Here is a 19,244-nt window from a genome sequence, read left to right as displayed (position 1 = left end):
TTGTATTTAAAATCCAAAAGTACTCTATTTAAGTGGTTAAAGAAATTACAAGTGTTCAAAATCAATTTATTAAAGAATTGTTTCAGTTAAAAGAAAAAGCGCGCGATCGTAAAAAATCCGGAACGTTTTTAATTGAAGGACAACGCGAATTAACCTTAGCCATAAAAGGAAACTATACAATTACTACAATCTTGTTTTATGCTGAATTAATTTCGGAAGAAAACATTCGTACTTTAGTAAGTACTAACACTGAAATTATTGAAATCTCTAAACCTGTGTTTCAAAAATTAGCACACAGAAGTACTACTGAAGGGATTATTGCCATAGCAAAAAGTAAATCTAATACCATTGAAGCTTTAGCTTTTAACACAAAAAATCCATTGATTTTAGTAGCAGAAGCACCTGAAAAACCAGGCAATATTGGTGCATTTTTACGTACTGCAGATGCAGCAAATGTAGATGCAGTAATTATTGCAAACCCTAAAACCGATTTGTACAACCCTAATATTATTCGCTCTAGTGTTGGTTGTGTATTTACAAATCAAATAGCCACAGGAACTACTAGCGAAATTATTAACTTTTTAAACAAAAAAAACATTGCTATTTATAGCGCTATTTTGCAAGAAGCCAAAGAGTATCATACTCAAGACTACACAAAAGCTTGTGCTTTGGTTGTTGGAACAGAAGCTGAAGGGTTAAGCGACGCTTGGCGAACAGCCTCTACACAAAATATTAAAATCCCAATGCAAGGCGAAATAGATTCTATGAATGTTTCTGTAGCTGCTGGAATTTTAATTTTTGAAGCCAAAAGGCAACGAAACTTTAAATAATAATGAATAAAAAACAAACTATATTATTATTCTTTCTTGCTGCTATTTTTAGTTGTGATAATAACAATAACATAAATAACAGTCAACCAGAATCGCATATAAAATATTTTGGTTTTAGTTTAATAGATGTTTTTTGGGATGACCCAACAGACGATCCTTCGACAACAACAAATTATATTAATGAAGTTTCAGCATTTTCTAATATTGCAGATATTCTTGTTTTAAATCCAACAGATAATATTGTAAACAGATTAGATATTATGAACAATCAAGATGTAAAAGCATATTTACATATTAGTGAACTTTTCTTTGAACAATCCGGAACCAATGCTCCAAGTGGTACTAATTATAATTTAAGAACTGATTACCAACAGCGTTGGAACAGTTTTGTTACCACAAATAATTTACAAAACAATACCAACAAAATCCAAGCTTTTTATGTTGGAGAAGAACCAACCTGGAATGGCATTTCATTCACAGATTTAAAAACAGCAACAGATTATATAAAATCAACACTTTCTCAAATACCAATTTTAATTGTAGAGGCATATCCAGCTTTAAATGAATTAATTATTCCTACAAGTGTAGATTGGGTAGCATTTGATCATTATTTTATTAAAGACCCAAAAAATGATCTAGTATTTTTAAACGAATTGACTATTTTAAAAAGCAAACTCTCTAATGCAAATCAAAAAATAGTTTTCATAATAGACACACATTTTATACAAAGCATACATGAAGACTTGGCTAATATTTCATTATTAGAAATGAAAGATGTATTTATTAGTTATTATGAATTGGCTAAAACAGAACCAAAAACAATTGCTTTAATTGGGTACTTTTGGCCAAGTGGTTTTGATGATTCTAACTCTATTGGAGCCAGAAATATGCCAACATTTATAAGAGAAGAATACCAACGTGTTGGACAAGAAATTACGCAAAAATAAATGACACCAACTACTCTATTTTACATATTTATAGCCATTTTAGTGATTAGCTTTATAATAGATAAAATTATAGACGCTCTAAATGCTAAACATTTTAATGATGCTATACCAGAAGACATTAAAGATGTTTATGCAGAAGAAGACTATAAAAAATCGCAAGACTATAAAAAAACCAACTATAAATTTGGCATAATAACCTCTACGTTTTCTTTACTCTTAACGTTGGCCTTTTTCTTTTTTGATGGCTTTGCTTATGTCAATAATTTAGCACGTTCACTTAGCGACAATTCTATACTAATTACATTAATTTTCTTTGGTATAATTATGTTGGGTAGCGACATTATTACAACTCCTTTCTCTTACTACAAAACTTTTGTTATTGAAGAAAAATTTGGATTTAATAAAACCACGATAGCTACTTTTTTTATCGATAAACTTAAAGGCTGGCTAATGACAATTATTGTTGGAGGCTGTATATTAGCTCTATTAACTTGGTTTTACCAACAAACAGGAAATAAGTTTTGGGTTTATGCTTGGATTTTAGTTACAGTATTTACCCTTTTTATGAATTTGTTTTACTCAAAATTAATTGTCCCGCTATTTAATAAACAATCACCTTTGGAAGAAGGCAACCTAAGAACTGCTATTGCTAATTATGCCAAAACAGTAGGTTTTAATTTAGATAAAATTTTTGTGATTGATGGCTCTAAACGTAGCACCAAAGCCAATGCATATTTTTCTGGTTTTGGTAGCGAAAAACGCGTGACACTTTACGACACCTTAATTAATGACTTAGAAGAAGATGAAATAGTTGCGGTATTGGCGCACGAAGTTGGCCATTATAAACGAAAACATATTATTTACAATCTAGTGGCTTCCGTTTTACTTACAGGTTTAATGTTGTTTTTACTCTCATTGTTTATTTCCAATCCATTGCTTTCACAGGCTTTAGGTATAGAAATACCTAGTTTTCATATTGGATTAATTGCTTTTGGTATTTTATACTCTCCCTTTTCTGAACTTACAGGGTTAGCAATGAACTATATGTCTCGAGTTTTTGAATACCAAGCCGATGATTATGCTAAAAACACCTATAAATCAGCGCCTTTAATTAGTGGTTTAAAAAAACTAAACAAAAACAGTTTAAGCAATTTAACACCACATCCTGCTTATGTTTTTATGCATTATTCGCATCCAACACTCTTACAACGTATTAAGAATTTAGAAGCCTAATTGAGTTTGTTTTTAAGGCTAAAAAAGGGTAGTTTCGTGTATTGAAAGCAGAAAGAATGAAACTATACGACGTATTAGAAAATCAACTCAAAAAGGTAAACGACTTTGTTTCGGATACTAACCAATTAAAAAAATGGGTTGTAATACATAAAGCTCAAAATTTTGATCCTGTTTTATTAGAATTATTGCTCGATAATAAAGATTTAAAAGAAAAATTTTTCATTAAAATAAAAGATGCGCTAGTTTTTAATCAAAACCTATTTATACAGTTTTTAGAACAAAAAAATTATTTAAACGATAGTTATACGCAATACAAAAACAAAGTAGGACTTACTGTAAACCAAAAATACTTAAAACAGAATAACGATGTGGCTTTAGTTTGGCCATTTAAAGATTGTGTTTTAGAGGGAGGACAAAGCACAGAAGAGGACAAACGCGACGAGATATTTTTTAATGAAATATTGGCTCAAGACGAAATTACACAGCTTTTAGAACCAAAAGTCCTAACCAATGCTAAATGCTTCAGTAAAGATACTGTAGAATCACTATGGCATTCAGAGCGTAGCGAAGAATCTCTTTTTTCAAGAAATCTTGAACTCAACAAAAAAAGAAACCTCCCAAAAAACACAATTACAGATAACCTAATAATTAAAGGCAATAACCTACTCGCACTACACTCCATAAAAAAAGAATTTACAGAAAAAGTAAAGTTAATATACATAGATCCTCCTTATAATACAGGAGGCGACGCTAATATTTTTACCTATAACAATACGTTTAATCATTCTACCTGGTTAACGTTTATGAAAAACAGATTAACCATCGCAAAAACCCTTTTAAAACAAGATGGGTTTATTGCAATAGCTATTGATCATTACGAATTAGGGTATTTAATTACTCTTGCAGATGAAATTTTTGGACAAGAAAATAGAATAGGTATCATCTCGGTTGTAAATAACCCAATGGGTAGAAACCAAGCCAAGTATTTTTCTACTGTTAACGATTTTATGCTCATCTATGCAAAGAATAATGAATTTGCAACATTTAATAATGTGGTTTTAAATGATGAGTTTTTAAAAACCTTTGATAAAGAAGACCAAAAAGGAAAATACAAACTCAAACAGTTTATACGTGTTGGAGGAGGTAATGCAAATCTTAAAGTAAATAAACCAACATTTTGGTATCCTTTATATGTAAGTAAAGATTTAAAAAACATCACATTACATAAAACAGACAATACAATTGAAGTGTTTCCAATTACTGCAACAGGACAAAAAAGAACTTGGAAACTGTCTAAAAAATCTACAGAACAAAAATTAGACGAGTTAATTGCTGTAAAAAACAAAGATGAATCTATTACTATTTTTGAAAAATATAGAATTGAAAAAGGCCAAAAAGTACCAACGGTTTGGAGCGATAAAAAGTACAATGCCAATCACAATGGTATTCGCTTATTAGAAAAAATAATTGGTCGAAAAAACTTTAGCTTCCCTAAATCTATTTATACCGTTTTAGACACCATAAAACTAATGTCTGGTCCAAACGATATTATTTTAGATTTTCATGCAGGAAGTGGCACAACTGGTCACGCTGTTTTAGAATTAAACAAAGTAGATAATGGAAATAGAAAATTTATTCTTGTGGAGCAATTAAACGACCATATTAACATTTGTATTGAGCGAAATCAAAACGTATTACAACAAAATAATTTAAAAGACACTTTTGTTTATTTTGAATTAAAAAAATACAACCAGAATTTTATAGATCGTATTAAAGAGGCTACAAGCAAAGAGGATTTACTTAGCATTTGGGAAGAAATGAAAGCAAAATCGTTTTTAAATTATAATGTAGATTTAAAAAAACAAAACGAAAATATAGACGCCTTTAACGCTTTAGAATTACAGTTTCAAAAACAGCATTTAATCTCTTTATTAGATAAAAATCAATTGTATGTTAATGTGTCTTCTATTAATGATTCAGATTATAAAGTTTCTGAAGAAGATAAAAAGATAACTAACAGTTTTTACAACTAGAATGAAAGACGTCAAAAAAGAAATATTTGGTTCTAGAAAAAGCACATTGGCATCTGTTTTAATAGAACATAACATCAATTTTATTTCAAATATTTGGGTTGTGACGTGTAGACAAGCCATAAATAAAGATAAAGATTCTCGATACTTAGTGATTATAGAGGGCGAATATAATGACGATTACAAGCAAATTTTATCTCAAATAAACCCTGAGATTTCTGTAATTAACGTCCAGTTTTCCGAAGATGAAAAAAGCATTTCAGTCCACAATATAAAAACGCAGGAGAAAGGCAACATCACTTACAGCCAGTTTAAAAATAGAATTATAGCATTAACTCAATGTAAATTTGTGGATTCCTTCGCCTTAGGTAGTAAAGACTCCTCGCCATTAAGTCGGTTTTTTAGAGAAAATATGGGAAAAGGGTTTGCGCTTACAGACCTCGATTTTTATTTAACAAAGAAAAAATTATTTGTAGAAGAAAAGAATTTTGTAAACAACTCTACTGGTTATATTGGTATTGGACAATGCATCTCTTTTAAAGAAATTGTTTTAGATATTTTTTCTGGATTAGAATTGTTATTGGTTTGCACCAACGATACTGAGTATTTTATAGGAGATTTAAAAACTGTAGATTGCAGTAAATCTGAAACTATTAGCGGTTGGGGAAAAATGGTACCTTTTAAAGTAGAAAAAATTTCTACAACCCATTTAATCAATCTATTCAACCAGTAACTTTATAGGTATGGCATTTCTATATAAATCCTTAATACAAGAATTCGGCAAACGAGGATTGGCTAAAACTATAGTATCTCATGATATTACAAACAATCTTAAATATAAGGTAAGACCATACCAAACCGAGGCTTTTAAACGGTTTATACTAACTTATAACGAGGATTTTGAATCCAAGCCAAACCAACCTTATCACCTACTCTACAACATGGCAACTGGTAGTGGCAAAACATTAGTAATGGCTGGATTAATGCTCTATTTATATAAAAAAGGATATCGAAACTTTTTATTTTTTGTGAATTCAAACACTATTATAACTAAAACAAAAGACAATTTTTTAAATCCGCAAGCATCCAAATACCTATTTAGTGACACAATAGTTTTTGATGCTAAAAAAGTAGTAATAAAAGAGGTTTCAAATTTTGAAGAAGCAGATAACGAGAACATAAATATAAATTTCACTACTATACAACAACTCCATTTAGATTTAAATAACACCAAAGAAAATAGCGTTACTTACGAAGATTTTAAGGATAAAAAAATCGCATTAATTGCAGACGAAGCACACCACCTAAGTTCTGCTACAAAAAACAATGGAAAATTATTTGGAAGCTGGGAAGGCACTGTCGAAGAAATTTTAAAACAAAATAAAAATAATTTGCTTTTAGAATTTACAGCAACTTTAGATTATGAAAGTAGAGACATTACCAATAAATATCAAGATAAAGTAATTTATAAATACGATTTAGCTCAATTTAGAATCGATAAATATTCAAAAGAAATAAATCTTATAAGATCACTTTACGATGAAAAAGAACGCATTATACAAGCCTTAATTTTAAATTTATATCGCCAAGAATTAGCCACCTCACATAACATTAACTTAAAACCTGTAATACTTTTTAAAGCCAAACGAACCATTAAGGAATCTGAGCAAAACAAAGAGAACTTTCATCTATTAATAGAAGCGTTTTCGGCAGAAATGGTTGATGCCATTAAAAACACTTCTACTGTGCAAATTGTTCAAAAAGCATTTCAGTTTTTTAAGGCTAAAAAGCTTTCTTCGGTTGACATTGCTAAACGCATTCAATCTAATTTTAAAGAAGAAAATTGTATTAGTGCCAATAATGACAAGGAAGCAGAGTTAAACCAGATTAAATTAAACACCTTAGAAGACAGCAATAATCCTATTAGAGCAGTATTTGCAGTACAAAAATTAAACGAAGGTTGGGATGTGTTAAACTTGTTTGACATTGTACGCTTATACGAAGGTCAAAATACTGGTGGTTCTAACACTAAAATTGGTAAAACAACACTCTCTGAAGCACAATTAATTGGTCGTGGTGCAAGATATTTTCCTTTTAAAATAGAAGAAAATCAAAACGTATATAAACGTAAATATGACGATGATTCCTCAAACGATTTAAAAATTTTAGAAGAATTATATTACCATACCAAAGAAGATAACCGCTACATTTCTGAACTAAAAAAGGCATTAATAGAATCAGGAATTTATGAAGATGAAGACAAGTTAGAGACTAAAAAACTCATGTTGAAGCCTTCATTTAAAACTACAGAATTTTATAAAAAAGGGAAAGTTATCTTCAATAAAAAAATTGAAAAAAGTTATAACAATGTAAAGTCTTTTTCAGATTTAGGTGTTGCAAAACGCAATATTGAATTCAATCTTTCTTCTGGTATTGGCGTTAAATCTGCTATTTTTAGTACTGAAGAAAAAAACACTTCAACTGAAAAAACAGAAGCTAAAGCTATAGACGTTTTAAACATTCCAAAACATATTGTTAGACACGCTTTATCTCAAAATCCGTTTTTCTATTTTGCTAATTTAGAGCACTATTTCCCAAACTTAAATTCGCTTACAAACTTTATAGAAAGTGAAGCGTATTTAGGTGGTTTAAGTATCACATTTAATGGTACTAAAATAAGGCTTTTAGAACTTTCAAATCTCGATTATTTACAAGCTACTCAAAAATTGCTTCAAAGCATAGAATCTGAAATTAAGACAAACCTAACTCAATACGAAGGCTCAGAATACACAAGCAAATATATACACGAGGTGTTTAAAGATAAAGAAATAAAAGTGTACAAAAATAGCGAACGTGCAAACGGACAAGAAGCACTTATAGCTAATAAAGATTGGTATGTTTTTAACGCTAACTACGGAACCAGCGAAGAAAAAGCATTTGTAAACATGTTTGCCAAACGTTTTGAAAAAATAGAGCCAAATTTTAAAAACATCTATTTAATTAGAAACGAAAGAGCATTAAAAATAATTGATAAACTAGGCAGAGCATTAGAGCCAGATTTCCTGTTGTTTTGCAAACAAAAATCGGGACAAGAGCTCACATATCAAGTATTTATAGAGCCAAAAGGCAAGCATTTAAAAGCACACGATAAGTGGAAGGAAGATTTTTTAAAAACATTACAATCAAAAAAAGAAATTATAAAATTGGATACAGACAACTATTTAATAACAGGTGTTCCTTTTTACAATAACGAAAACGAAAATGAATTTAAAGACGCATTAGAAAGCACACTAAACAATACCTAGTAGTCTAAGAAAATTACTCCACTAAAAAATCAAAATATTTATTTCTATAAGGTTCGCCTCTTAATGTAAAATGCCACCATTCTTTTGGATAATTCCTAAATCCATTACTTAACATTACATCTTGCAACAATTGTCTATTGGCTTGTTGTTCTTTATTAATTTCGCTATACGCAACCCAAGACTGCTGTCCAAAAAAATCGTAAGGTGTTCCCATATCTAAAGGCGTACCTGTTTTTAAATCTACAATTGTAAGGTCTATTGTGCTGCCACTACTATGCCTAGATTTTGAGGCAATATACCCTTGTTTAAACAAATTTCGTTTATTTACAGCAGGATAAAACTGCTGTTTCATCACAGTGTCATTAACCTGTTTTGCCCAACGCACAAAATGATTAACAGCACGTTGTGGTCTATAGGCATCGTAAACCATGAGTCCTAATCCCTTTGGTTTTAGTGCCTCTTGCACGTTTTTTAGTGCAACTGCAGCTTCTTTGGTAAGTATAACCACTTCATCATTATAACCATCTATTCGCTCTCCAACAAAATTATTACCTTGGCAATACCGCAATTCTACTTTAATATCTGGTATCAATTTATTTACATAAACAAAACCCTCTGGTAATTGTCCAAAAGCACACCAACATAAAGTTGTTAGTAAATAGAAGAATTTAAATTTCATAACCTATAACTTTAGTGCTAATTTAGAGAAAATAATTTTTAATTATGGATTCACCTTGGCACATTTACTTAATGGCTAGCCTTTATATAATTGCTGGAGTTATGCATTTTGTAAAACCAAAACTGTATTTACGTGTAATGCCTCATTATTTGCCAAAACACAAAACTTTAGTGTATTTAAGTGGTTTAGCTGAAATTATTTTAGGTATAGCAATATGCATTCCTGCATTAAAAAATAGTGCTATTTATGGCATTATTGCAATGCTAGTTGTGTTTTTATTAGTTCACTTTTATATGTTGAGTAGCGAAAAAGCTTCCGTAGGACTGCCAAAATGGATATTAATTTTAAAAATCCCATTACAATTTGGATTAATGTATTGGGCTTATAGCCATTTATAATTTATGTTTCCTTCAGAAGAAATACAACTTAATATACAAGATGCTTCGGTAATATATTATCCTAATTTTTTTAGTTTAAATGAAGCAAATATGTATTATAAAACTTTAAAAGATACAATTCCTTGGCAACAAGATACAATTACAGTATTTGGAAAAACTTACAATCAGCCTCGTTTAACAGCCTTATTTGGCAATAACGGAAAAACTTACTCCTACTCCAATATTACTATGCAACCACATAGTTTTACTCCAGAATTGTTAGCTATAAAATCTAAAATTGAAAATATAGAGAATGTAAGCTTTACCACTTGTTTAGCTAATTTATACAGAGATGGAAATGATAGCAATGGTTGGCATGCAGATAATGAAAAAGAATTAGGTAAAAACCCAGTAATTGCGTCGGTTACCTTTGGAGCACCACGATTTTTTCAGTTAAAGCATAGGCACAACACATCGCAAAAAGCGAAGCTCTTGTTAGAACATGGCAGCTTATTAATAATGAAAGGTCAAACACAAGAGTTTTGGCTACATCAAATAGCAAAAACAAAAAAGAAAATTTCTCCTCGATTAAATTTAACCTTTAGAATTATTAAATAGCAAGAGTTGTAAAATAGGAAAGGTCTAGAAACAAAAAAACTGAGGTCCCTCAACCTCAGTTTTCTGTAATTTGCGTGTTAAGTTAGTTTAGATTTAGGTCTATTTATTTAACAATTTGCAAATATTATTAATTAATCCATTGAACTAAAAAGTATTTTATTTTAGTACACTTCAAATATAAAACTATCTTTCAATTTGCACGTTAAAAAACATTATAAATCGATGAAATACATTATTTTTTAACATTTAAAGTCGAAAATAATACAATTATCGACGAAATGCACTTTTTGTTAACAAGAAAAAACACATTTATTCATTCAATTTTTCAGATTAAAATTTAATTAAAAAATGATATAACGAGAAAAAGCATCCTAAAAAGGATGCTTTTTCATACTAACCAACCAAAAATATGTTAATTACTACTCTAATATTAAAGTAACCACACTCTAAATATTGTCGTTGTAAGTAATTACGTTTAGTATTAAACAAATCTCGTGCCAAACTTATTTTATAAATCTTTTTATAACCATAATATTTGATTATTTTGCATTGAAAATAAAACCTATACAATGAGCGAACCTTTATTTACAAACGACACTATAGTATTTGGAGTATTAATGCTGGCACTTGGCTTAATATTTTATACAGAATCCTTAAAAGGTGGTTTTTGGGAAAAATTTTATAAAATAGTTCCTGGTTTATTTATGGCTTATATGCTACCAGCACTTTTAACCACTATTGGTTTAATTTCTCCTGAGTGGGAAACAACTAGTGATGCTGGCGAGGTAATAAAGCACAAAACCAATTTATACTACGTAGCAAGTCGTTATTTATTACCTGCTGCATTAGTATTAATGACCTTGAGTATAGACTTAAAAGCAGTTTTTAATTTAGGATGGAAAGCGCTAGTAATGTTTTTTACTGGTACATTAGGCATTGTAATTGGTGGTCCAATTGCCATATTATTAATCGCATCAGTTTCTCCAGAAACAGTTGGTGGTGTTGGTCCAGATGCGGTTTGGAGAGGCTTATCTACTCTTGCAGGAAGTTGGATTGGTGGTGGAGCAAACCAAACTGCAATGTTAGAGATTTATGGTTATAACCAAGCAGAATATGGTAAAATGGTATTTGTAGATATTGTTGTTGCTAATGTTTGGATGGCTATTTTATTAATAGGTATTGGAAAACGCGATCGAATAAATAAATGGCTAAAAGCCGACACCTCTTCTATTGAAGCTTTAAAGGAAAAAGTATCTCAATTCTCGGAGAGTGTAAAAAGAAATCCATCTTTAACAGATTTAATGATTTTGGCTGCTATTGCCTTTGGCACTGTTAGTATGGCACATTTAGGTGCAAATTATTTAGCGCCATTTTTTGCCGATGTTTTAAAAGATATTGAGTCGCCAACGTTAAAAAATACACTTACATTTTTAGACAGTACCTTTTTCTGGATGATAAGTATTGCCACTTTAATTGCCATACTATTGTCGTTTACCAAAGCTAAAAACTACGAAGGTGCTGGAGCCAGTAAGTTTGGAAGTGTTTTTATTTACATTTTAGTAGCTTCTATTGGAATGAAAATAGACATTACTTCTATTTTCGACAATGTTGGGTTAATTGCAATTGGTTTGGTATGGATGAGTATTCATGCGCTTTTATTAATTGGCGTTGCAAAAATTATAAAAGCGCCTTATTTCTTTTTAGCAGTTGGTAGCCAAGCCAATGTTGGTGGTGCTGCTTCTGCTCCAATAGTTGCTTCTGCATTTCATCCTTCTTTAGCAACTGTAGGTGTTTTACTTGCTGTTTTTGGATATGCAGTAGGAACACTGGCTGCAATTGGTTGTACAATTTTAATGCAATTAGCTGCTGGAGGTTAGTATATTCTTAAAAAATACTTGATATTTGCGCTCTTAAAATTCTTCTTATTAAATATGAAAAATATATTAGCTTTACTTTGTGTAGTCGTTCTATTTTCCTGCGAAAAAGATACAGATAAACTTATTGTAAATGGACATATTAAAGGTTTACAAAAAGGAACAGTTTACCTTAAAAAAAATAATGATAGCACAACTATTACTGTAGATAGTTTGGTAATAAAAGGGGATTCTCAATTTACTTTAAAAAGCGACATAGAAAGTCCAGAAATTTATTATTTATATCTAAATAAACAAACAGGAGAAGAAAACAGAGTGACTTTTTTTGCAGATAAAGGGATTACTGAAATTAAATCGACTTTAAAGAACTTTCCATTTGATGCTAAAATAAATGGCTCCAAGCAGCAGAAATTATTAGATGATTATTTAAGAATGATGTCTCAATTTAATAATAAAAACCTGAACCTCATTAAAGAAAATTTTGAAGCTCAAAAAGATAATGATACTGTATTAGCTAATAATACTTTAAAACAAGCAGAAAATCTCATTAAACAAAAATATAGATACACAATTAATTTTGCTTTAACCAATAAGGATAGTGAAGTTGCACCTTACTTAGCATTAACTGAAGCCTACAATGCAAACATTACATGGTTAGATAGTATAAATAACTCTTTAACTAAAGAGGTTAAAACTAGTAAGTATGGTATTGAGCTACAAAATTTTATTGAAAAGATTAAAGCTGAAGAACAGTAAAATTATCACGATAATACAATATAAAAGAAGAACATCAATCTGTTAAGATTGGTGTTTTTTTTATATCATAATTTAAGAAAAATAGGAATAAAAAAAAGCTTCTTCAATTAAGAAAAAGCTTTAAGAGCCGATGGAGGGACTCGAACCCACGACCTGCTGATTACAAATCAGCTGCTCTAGCCAGCTGAGCTACATCGGCAAAAAAGAAGTGCAAATATAAATTTTGAAATTTAATTTGCAAACTTTTATTAGCTCAATGCATTAATTTTATCAATTAACGCTCTACCTTTTGTTTCAAGCTCTGCATTAATTGATTTAAAATGTGCCTTTTTGTTTTCTACAGATTTGTCATTTACCTTAGTAATTAAGTCATCGAATGTAGTAATAGCTTCGTCTATAATAGCTTCACTCTTTTTTGTGTCTTTATCCGGATTAGTAAGTTCCCAAACGTAAACTGCTTCGATAATATCACCTAAAACATAATTAATGTCTTTTTTTAGGTCTCTTTTATTTGCCATAATATTATAATTTAATAGTTCGCAAAATTAAACATAAACTTCTAATAGTTTTGCTTTTTTCGCACTAATTTTAAAGCACTTTATTTTTGCTGGTAACAAGATGGTTTCCCCTTGTTTTATATTCTCTAAGCCTATTTCTGTATTAAACTCTGCCTCGCCATCTACACACATATATATTATAAAAGAATCGAAAGTGTTTGTTTTTGTAATTTCTTTATCTTCAATAGGAATTATATTCGTTGTAAAATAAGGACAGCTAACCATGTGATTGGAGAGGTTTGGTGTATGACTATAATTAACTTTAAAATCGTTTTTCATTTCAAAATTAATAGCATCAATAGCTAAGTCGTTGTGTAATGTTCTTGAGTTACCAGAGTCGTCTTTTCTATCCCAATCGTAAACACGATAGGTAATGTCACTTGTTTGCTGAATTTCTGCTAATAAAACACCTGCTCCAATAGCGTGTACTCTGCCTACTTCTATAAAATAAGCATCGCCTTCTTTTACTTGTTCCGTATGAAGGATTTTAGTTAATGTTTTTGTTTTTAAATGCTGTAAATACTCTTTTTGATGTATTTTTTTATTAAAACCTATTATTAATTCAGCATCTTTATCTGCTTGCATAACGTACCACATTTCGGTTTTGCCAAAAGAATTATGGCGTTTTGCAGCTAACTCATCGTTAGGATGTAGTTGTACAGATAGGTTTTCTTTAGCGTCTATGTACTTAATTAATAAAGGAAAGGCATCTCCAAATACTTTATAATTCTTTTTGCCTATTAAATCGCTTTTAAATGCTTTTAACAACGCTTTTAAACTAGTGCCTTTAAGTTCTCCGTTGCTTATTATAGAAATGCTATTTTCTACATCGCTAATTTCCCAACTTTCCCCTAAACGTTTAGATGTACTGTTTTTATTAAGAATAGAATTAAGCTTTGTTCCACCCCAAATTTTTTCTTTTAAAATAGGCTGAAACTTTAGAGGATATAATTTTGTAGATGTCATTATTTACCTGAATAGGATACAAAATTTCTCGGTGTTTCGTAAAGTGTAATTTCTAAATCTAAGTGATTGTCTAATTTAGCTTTTACTTTATTGTAAATAATTACAGCAATATTCTCGGCCGTTGGATTTAAGTCTTTAAATTCTGGCACGTCTATATTTAAGTTTTTATGATCAAAAGCGTCTTCGACTTCAGATTTTATAATGTCTTTTAAAATTTTTACATCTATTACAAAACCTGTTTCTTGATCTATTTCTCCTGTTACACTAGCTATAAGTTCGTAATTATGACCATGAAAGTTAGGATTGTTACATTTACCAAACACAGCATTGTTTTTTGCCATATCCCAATCTTTTCTGTACAACCTATGTGCTGCATTAAAATGTGCTCTCCTACTAACTGTCACTCTCATTTTTAATGTTTATATGATTATAAAATTTATCGAAAATTATTTTAAACCAGGCTGTGTACTCCTCTGGATTTGTAATAATATCTTTTTTAACGTCTTCTAACGGCATCCACTTCCAACTTGCAACTTCTTCTGTATTAATTATTGGTTCGTTTTCGTAATAGCCAATCATTATATGATCGTATTCGTGCTCTGTTAAGCCATTATCAAAAGGTGCTTTATATATAAATGATGTAGTTTCTTTTAGTGGTGTTATAAATCCCATCTCTTCGTTTAAACGGCGTTTACCTGCTTCTAAATTGCTTTCTCCATCGCGTTGATGGCTACAACAAGTGTTGGTCCATAGTCCAGGAGAGTGATATTTAGTTAAAGCTCTTTGCTGTAGCATAAGTTCGTTTTTACTATTAAAAACAAAAACTGAGAATGCACGATGGAGCAGCGCTTTTTCATGTGCTTCCATTTTAGGCATTAAGCCAATTTGTTCATCCTTTTCGTTTACTAAAATTACTTTTTCTTCTGTCATTTATAATTCAAAATTATTAAACAAATTTAATAAAATAGGTTAAGGATTTGTTATAAATACTAAAACAAAAAAGTGCTCTCGTTTGGAGAGCACTTTTTATAATTTTAAGAGAAGCAATAAATTAGTTAGAAATAACTATAAACTCACTACGTCTATTATCTTGGTGTTGCGCTTCTGTACACTTAACACCATTACTACATTCGTTTACTAGAACGTTTTCTCCATAACCTCTTCCTGTTAATCTACTAGCAGAAATACCACTATTGATTAAGTATTGGATTGTAGATTTGTTTCTTCTTTCTGAAAGTGCGTCGTTATAAAGGTCTGGTGCTCTACTATCTGTGTGAGATCTTACATCAACTTTAACTGTTGGGTAAGCATTCATATAATCAATTACTTTTTGAATTTCTATTCTTGCGTCTGCTCTTATATTCGATTTATCGAAATCAAAATAGATAGGATCTAAATCTAAGTAAACAGCTAAATCTGTTTCTACTGGAGCGACAACTTTAGGTTCTAAATTTAATTTTAACACTACATCATCATTAGTGTTGTTTTCGAATAGAATTTCATCTGGGAAATATCCTCCTTTGGTTGCAATAACAAGGTAATTTTCTTTTTTACAATTAGACTCATAGCTAAATGCTCCGTTTTCGTCTGAAGTCATATTTTGTACTTCAACTCTATCAGAATCGTAAACAATAACGTTTGCATTTGGAATAATTTCATTTGTATTTTTATCGACTACTGTACCAGAAACAAATTGATCGCAAGGGATTTGACCAAATTTATAAATATCGTCATCTCCTTTTCCTCCGCTTCTGTTAGATGTGAAATATCCTGTTAAAGTATTTTCATCAATTATATATTCAAAATCATCTTTAGGACCATTAATTGGTTTACCTATATTATTAACTTCTAAATTTGAGCTTTCTAAATCTACAAAGAAAACATCTAATCCACCTAAACCTAAGCGTCCATCTGAAGAGAAGTATAATGTTCCATTATTACTAATATATGGAAAGTTTTCTCGTCCTTCAGTATTTATACTTGGACCTAAATTTCTTGGCTCTCCGTAAGATCCATCATCATTTATATCTACAACAAATAAATCTGATTTACCTAATGTTCCTGGCATATCTGATGCAAAGTATAATTTTTTATTATCTGCACTTAATGCTGGATGTGCAACATTATAATCATCGTTATTAAATGGCATTGGTACTATATTTCCCCAACTTCCATTTTCTAATGTAGCTTTATAGATTTTTAAACCGTTAACTCGCTCGTTACTTTTTCTTTCTTTTCCTCTGTAGTAATTATTACGTGTAAAGTACATTGTAGTACCATCGTTAGTAAAAGAAGTTGATGATTCATGAAACTTTGTGTTAACATCCTCATCTAAAGGCACAACTTTATCACTATTAAACTCTTTATAATATAAGTCTAAGAAAGGTTGCTCATTCCAAGAATAGAGTTTTCCGCCAGTTCCTCTAGAAGAAGCAAAAACAATTCCATCTTTATAGAATGATGTACCAAAATCAGAATATTTTGTATTTGTACTTAGGTTTTCAATTTCGAATTGAGTTGAAATCTTATCGATTGTAGATAAGTAATTTGGCGATTGAGAGTATAAAATTGCTCTTTTATCGTCTGGCTTAGACTGTGCAAAATATTCCATCCACTCATTTGCTTTGGTATATTCTCCCATAGCTTTAAGTGTCATTGCGTATCTATAAAAGTACTCTGAATCTACGTCTTCATAAGTAGATAAAAGTTCTCCATACCACTTAGAGGCGTCTTCCATTTTACTATTAAAATAGTAAGCGTTTCCTAGCTTTTGAAGCACTTCTTGTGTTTTTATACCTTGATCTACTAAATTTAAAAGCTTTTTAGTAGATTTTACATAAGACAAGGTTTCGTATTCCTGTTTTGTCTTTTTAGGAATATCTTGTGCATATGTACTAAAGACAAGACAGAAAGAAATTATTGTTAATATAAATATATTTTTTTTCATAATATGCTATCTTAATAATTAGAAGAATCTTGGTGATAATATTTTACTAATTTTATTTAATTCAAATCTCAAGAAAATTTCAAATGAACCATCATTAAATTTAGTTTGACCCAGTTCTGTAATTTCTCTATCGTATGCAAATCCTAACATCAAATCATCTGAAAGTTGGTAACCAATTAAACCACTAAATGCAGCATCCCATCTGTAAGCAACTCCCAATGTTAATTTCTCTTTCAGTAAAAAATTAGCTGTTAAGTCTGCTTGTAAAGGTGCTCCTTGTACACCTTTAAATAATACAGCTGGCTTAAATTTTAAATCTTCGTTTAAATCAAAAACATAACCACTAATTAAATAGAGATTAATTCTTTCTTTTGCTATTGAAGCTTGTTGTTGATCGTTGTTTCCAAAATGTTTAGTCTCTAATAAATTAGGTGCAGATAATCCAATATAAAATTTATCATTATGCCTAAAATATACACCAGCTCCAACATTTGGAGAAAATTTGTTATCAATATTTTCTTGCAATAAAACATCACTAGGATTATAAGTGTTTAATTTAGTATAATCTACATTTAATAAATGTCCACCTCCTTTTATACCGAAAAACAATTCACCTAATTCTGAAGTATTTACTCTGTAAGAGAAAGCGATATCTATATTAGTTTCTTGTGTAGGTCCAATTTCGTCATGAATTACAGATAGACCTAGACCAACTTTTTCGGATTGACCAATTGGTGAATGCACATTAAATGTAAATGTGTCTGGTGCTCCATCTAACCCAACCCATTGCGTTCTGTAAAGACCTGTAAAGCTTAATAGATCGCGAGATCCAGCATAAGCAGGATTAACACTCATTGTATTATACATGTATTGAGTATATTGTGCATCTTGCTGTGCATAAGAGTCTACACAAAATGTAGAACTAATAATGATTACTAATATTAAAATTTTATTTTTCATTATAACTAGGTATATAATTAAATTTATTGGAGGTAGTGTACTACTACCTCCAAAATATATTATTTATCGTTGAATGTATAAGTATCCTGCTCTACACTTAGATTCTCCACTTGAAGGTACTACATAATCTAGTACATAGAAGTAAGTTCCTACTGGTAATTGCTCTTCTTTCTGGATAGTTACTCTTCCATTAGATTCACCTCTGAAATACTCACCATTCTGGCCGTAACCTTCGGTTTCATACACTAATACTCCCCAACGGTTATAGATTTTTAATGTATTATTCGGGAATAACTCTATGTTTCTTATTACAAACACATCATTATCATTATCACCATTTGGTGTTACCGAATTAAAGATTTCTAAATCATCTTCTGCATTAGGATCATAGTTATGAACTTCTAAATAATCTGGTAAACCATCACCATCACTATCTATAGCATCTCCTCCGAAACCTATTCCATTTTCATCAGGATCTGGACCTTCATTCATAGTTAGAATACCATCATTATCATCATCAACATCTAAATAATCTGGAATACCATCTCCATCTGTATCATCATTTGTTGGGTCATCATCTCCTGTAGGATCAAAAGGACCATTATCAGGATTTGTGTTACCATAATCTTCATTAATAGTATCTACACCATCATTATCGTCATCTGGATCATTAAAGTTAGGTAAACCATCTCCATCTGTATCACCAAATGGTAATTCATCTCCATTACTTACATTATCATTGTCACAATCTCCTTCTACCCATTCTGGTGATTGAGGTAGAGAAACATCAGCTATTAAGAAATCACAAGGATTTGTTGGGTCTGTTGGTTCTTCTCCATCTGGTGGGAATAACTCATCTCCGTTAGGTACTCCATCACCATCACAATCTAAAGATAAAAACGGTTCGGTTTGAACTTCAGTCACATCTTCCGGATTGTAGCTACATGGATTTGATGGGTCTGTTCCATTCATAATCTCAACACTATCTAAAACTCCATCACCATCAGAATCTATCATTATTGGTGCATATCCATCGTTTGTAGATGCTGTTGTACCATCAACTACTGTTACCGTTTCTGGATCTGATCCGGTTGTTGTTAATGTTGGATCAATATCTGCTGGTAATGTATTCTCTTCTACATCTACTGTAGCATCACCTAATGGA

At 30.6% G+C, this 19,244-nt stretch carries 18 protein-coding genes and 1 tRNA gene; 10 read left to right on the top strand and 9 right to left on the bottom strand.

Going from position 1 to position 19,244, the window contains the following annotated elements:
* Positions 1 to 32: 32 nt before the first annotated feature.
* Genes ACVC5O_RS15620 through ACVC5O_RS15595 form a run of 6 tightly spaced genes read left to right on the top strand, consistent with a single transcriptional unit; the run spans position 33 to position 8,345 of the window.
* Positions 33 to 830: a TrmH family RNA methyltransferase gene (locus ACVC5O_RS15620; RefSeq protein WP_452222411.1), complete on the top strand. Its 798-nt coding sequence runs from the start codon at positions 33 to 35 to the stop codon at positions 828 to 830.
* A gap of 2 nt (positions 831 to 832) precedes the next feature.
* Entirely contained in the window at positions 833 to 1,777 is a 945-nt protein-coding gene (locus ACVC5O_RS15615; protein WP_452222410.1) for a hypothetical protein, read from the top strand.
* Complete coding sequence (locus tag ACVC5O_RS15610) at positions 1,778 to 3,010, top strand: M48 family metallopeptidase (RefSeq protein ID WP_452222409.1); 1,233 nt, start codon at positions 1,778 to 1,780, stop codon at positions 3,008 to 3,010.
* 56 nt (positions 3,011 to 3,066) lie between these two features.
* Positions 3,067 to 5,043, top strand: coding sequence for a DNA methyltransferase (locus ACVC5O_RS15605; RefSeq protein WP_452222408.1), 1,977 nt, complete (start codon positions 3,067 to 3,069; stop codon positions 5,041 to 5,043).
* A gap of 1 nt (position 5,044) precedes the next feature.
* On the top strand, positions 5,045 to 5,773 hold the full coding sequence (locus ACVC5O_RS15600; RefSeq protein WP_452222407.1) for a hypothetical protein: 729 nt from the start codon (positions 5,045 to 5,047) through the stop codon (positions 5,771 to 5,773).
* Between the two features lie 10 nt (positions 5,774 to 5,783).
* The gene (locus tag ACVC5O_RS15595) at positions 5,784 to 8,345 is read left to right on the top strand and encodes a DEAD/DEAH box helicase family protein (RefSeq protein ID WP_452222406.1); all 2,562 of its coding nucleotides are present in this window, start codon (positions 5,784 to 5,786) and stop codon (positions 8,343 to 8,345) included.
* Positions 8,346 to 8,358: 13 nt separating this feature from the next.
* Here ACVC5O_RS15595 and ACVC5O_RS15590 read toward each other — a convergent pair whose 3' ends face one another.
* Complete coding sequence (locus ACVC5O_RS15590; protein WP_452222405.1) at positions 8,359 to 9,024, bottom strand: M15 family metallopeptidase; 666 nt, start codon at positions 9,022 to 9,024, stop codon at positions 8,359 to 8,361.
* Positions 9,025 to 9,068: 44 nt separating this feature from the next.
* Here ACVC5O_RS15590 and ACVC5O_RS15585 point away from each other — a divergent pair, with 44 nt between their 5' ends.
* The 4 genes from ACVC5O_RS15585 to ACVC5O_RS15570 all read left to right on the top strand — a co-directional run bounded on the left by ACVC5O_RS15585 (position 9,069) and on the right by ACVC5O_RS15570 (position 12,649).
* On the top strand, positions 9,069 to 9,422 hold the full coding sequence (locus tag ACVC5O_RS15585) for a DoxX family protein (protein WP_452222404.1): 354 nt from the start codon (positions 9,069 to 9,071) through the stop codon (positions 9,420 to 9,422).
* A gap of 3 nt (positions 9,423 to 9,425) precedes the next feature.
* Complete coding sequence (locus tag ACVC5O_RS15580; protein WP_452222403.1) at positions 9,426 to 10,019, top strand: alpha-ketoglutarate-dependent dioxygenase AlkB family protein; 594 nt, start codon at positions 9,426 to 9,428, stop codon at positions 10,017 to 10,019.
* A 569-nt stretch (positions 10,020 to 10,588) separates the two neighbouring features.
* Positions 10,589 to 11,896, top strand: coding sequence for a DUF819 family protein (locus tag ACVC5O_RS15575; RefSeq protein ID WP_452222402.1), 1,308 nt, complete (start codon positions 10,589 to 10,591; stop codon positions 11,894 to 11,896).
* Between the two features lie 54 nt (positions 11,897 to 11,950).
* On the top strand, positions 11,951 to 12,649 hold the full coding sequence (locus tag ACVC5O_RS15570) for a DUF4369 domain-containing protein (protein WP_452222401.1): 699 nt from the start codon (positions 11,951 to 11,953) through the stop codon (positions 12,647 to 12,649).
* A 125-nt stretch (positions 12,650 to 12,774) separates the two neighbouring features.
* Here ACVC5O_RS15570 and ACVC5O_RS15565 read toward each other — a convergent pair.
* The 8 genes from ACVC5O_RS15565 to ACVC5O_RS15530 all read right to left on the bottom strand — a co-directional run.
* Positions 12,775 to 12,848, bottom strand: a tRNA-Thr gene (locus tag ACVC5O_RS15565).
* Positions 12,849 to 12,897: 49 nt separating this feature from the next.
* Positions 12,898 to 13,167: a hypothetical protein gene (locus ACVC5O_RS15560; protein WP_452222400.1), complete on the bottom strand. Its 270-nt coding sequence runs from the start codon at positions 13,165 to 13,167 to the stop codon at positions 12,898 to 12,900.
* A gap of 27 nt (positions 13,168 to 13,194) precedes the next feature.
* Complete coding sequence (locus ACVC5O_RS15555; RefSeq protein WP_452222399.1) at positions 13,195 to 14,172, bottom strand: type I phosphomannose isomerase catalytic subunit; 978 nt, start codon at positions 14,170 to 14,172, stop codon at positions 13,195 to 13,197.
* Positions 14,172 to 14,582, bottom strand: a complete 411-nt coding sequence (locus ACVC5O_RS15550; protein ID WP_452222398.1) for a 6-pyruvoyl trahydropterin synthase family protein — start codon at positions 14,580 to 14,582, stop codon at positions 14,172 to 14,174. Before ACVC5O_RS15550 ends, ACVC5O_RS15555 begins: the two co-directional genes overlap by 1 nt.
* Positions 14,566 to 15,102 (bottom strand): isopentenyl-diphosphate Delta-isomerase, encoded by a 537-nt coding sequence (idi, locus tag ACVC5O_RS15545; protein ID WP_452222397.1) that lies wholly within the window; start codon positions 15,100 to 15,102, stop codon positions 14,566 to 14,568. The genes ACVC5O_RS15550 and idi overlap by 17 nt, the downstream gene beginning before the upstream one ends.
* 121 nt (positions 15,103 to 15,223) lie before the next feature.
* On the bottom strand, positions 15,224 to 17,119 hold the full coding sequence (locus ACVC5O_RS15540; RefSeq protein ID WP_452222396.1) for an OmpA family protein: 1,896 nt from the start codon (positions 17,117 to 17,119) through the stop codon (positions 15,224 to 15,226).
* An 18-nt stretch (positions 17,120 to 17,137) separates the two neighbouring features.
* On the bottom strand, positions 17,138 to 18,079 hold the full coding sequence (locus ACVC5O_RS15535; RefSeq protein ID WP_452222395.1) for a PorP/SprF family type IX secretion system membrane protein: 942 nt from the start codon (positions 18,077 to 18,079) through the stop codon (positions 17,138 to 17,140).
* 63 nt (positions 18,080 to 18,142) lie between these two features.
* Positions 18,143 to 19,244: T9SS type B sorting domain-containing protein (locus tag ACVC5O_RS15530; RefSeq protein WP_452222394.1), on the bottom strand; the 1,102-nt coding region annotated here is incomplete at its 5' end.

It is taken from the genome of Lacinutrix salivirga (assembly GCF_053604675.1).
This window is presented reverse-complemented; position numbering and strand designations above follow the sequence as displayed.